2 protein-coding genes and 1 pseudogene are annotated in these 652 nt (G+C 61.5%); all 3 read right to left on the bottom strand.

Features of this window, described 5'->3' with window-relative positions:
- Positions 1-112 (bottom strand): annotated as a pseudogene (locus NKI47_RS35030) (thiazole synthase); the annotation flags it as partial.
- Between the two features lie 2 nt (positions 113-114).
- Positions 115-312: a sulfur carrier protein ThiS gene (gene thiS / locus NKI47_RS35025; RefSeq protein ID WP_023679205.1), complete on the bottom strand. Its 198-nt coding sequence runs from the start codon at positions 310-312 to the stop codon at positions 115-117.
- Positions 281-652: FAD-dependent oxidoreductase (locus NKI47_RS35020; protein ID WP_352596423.1), on the bottom strand; the 372-nt coding region annotated here is incomplete at its 5' end. The genes thiS and NKI47_RS35020, both read right to left, overlap by 32 nt.

Genomic DNA, 652 nt, shown 5'->3' with positions numbered 1-652 from the left:
GCACCGACGTGCCCGACGCCTTGACCGCATCGGAAAGGATAGCCGGCGAAGGATATTGAGCCGTGCCGAGAAGCAGGCGGGAGGGAAGCGTCGTCCCGAGAAGATCGAACATGGCTAGCCTCCCTGCATGGGCGAGAGGATTTCGATCCGGTCGCCGTCGTTCAATTGGAATTCCGCCCGGCTGGCTTTGTGCACGAGGTCGTTGTTGACGGCGGTCGCGAGCCAATCGCCCTCATAGTCAAGCGCGGCAAGCAGCTCGGCCAGCGTGGTGGCGGCAACCTCATGCACTTTGCCGTTGACCATCAGTTTCATGAGCAAGCTCCTTGGTTCCGTCTTGATTGAAAACCAGGTCGGCAGCCTGGCGCGCCATGGCGGGAGCCAGGAGAAAACCGTGACGATAGAGCCCGTTGATCGCGATGATCTCACCGTTCGTTTCGGCGCGCGGCAAATTGTCGGGAAAGGCTGGACGGACGCCAACACCGGTTTCAACGATCTCGGCCTCGCCAAAGGCCGGATGGAGGGCATAGGCGGTACCCAGCAGCTCCAACATGGAGCGCGCCGTAACCGGTCCGGCGGACTGGCTTTCAATCATCGTCGCACCAACCATGAAACGGTGGTCGGTGCGCGGCACTGCATAGAGTGGAAAGCGCGG

Source organism: Mesorhizobium sp. M0633, from assembly GCF_040320645.1.
In the GTDB taxonomy this organism is placed as follows: domain Bacteria; phylum Pseudomonadota; class Alphaproteobacteria; order Rhizobiales; family Rhizobiaceae; genus Mesorhizobium.
The sequence above is the reverse complement of the archived record's forward strand: the minus strand, read 5'-3'. Positions and strand labels throughout refer to the sequence as shown.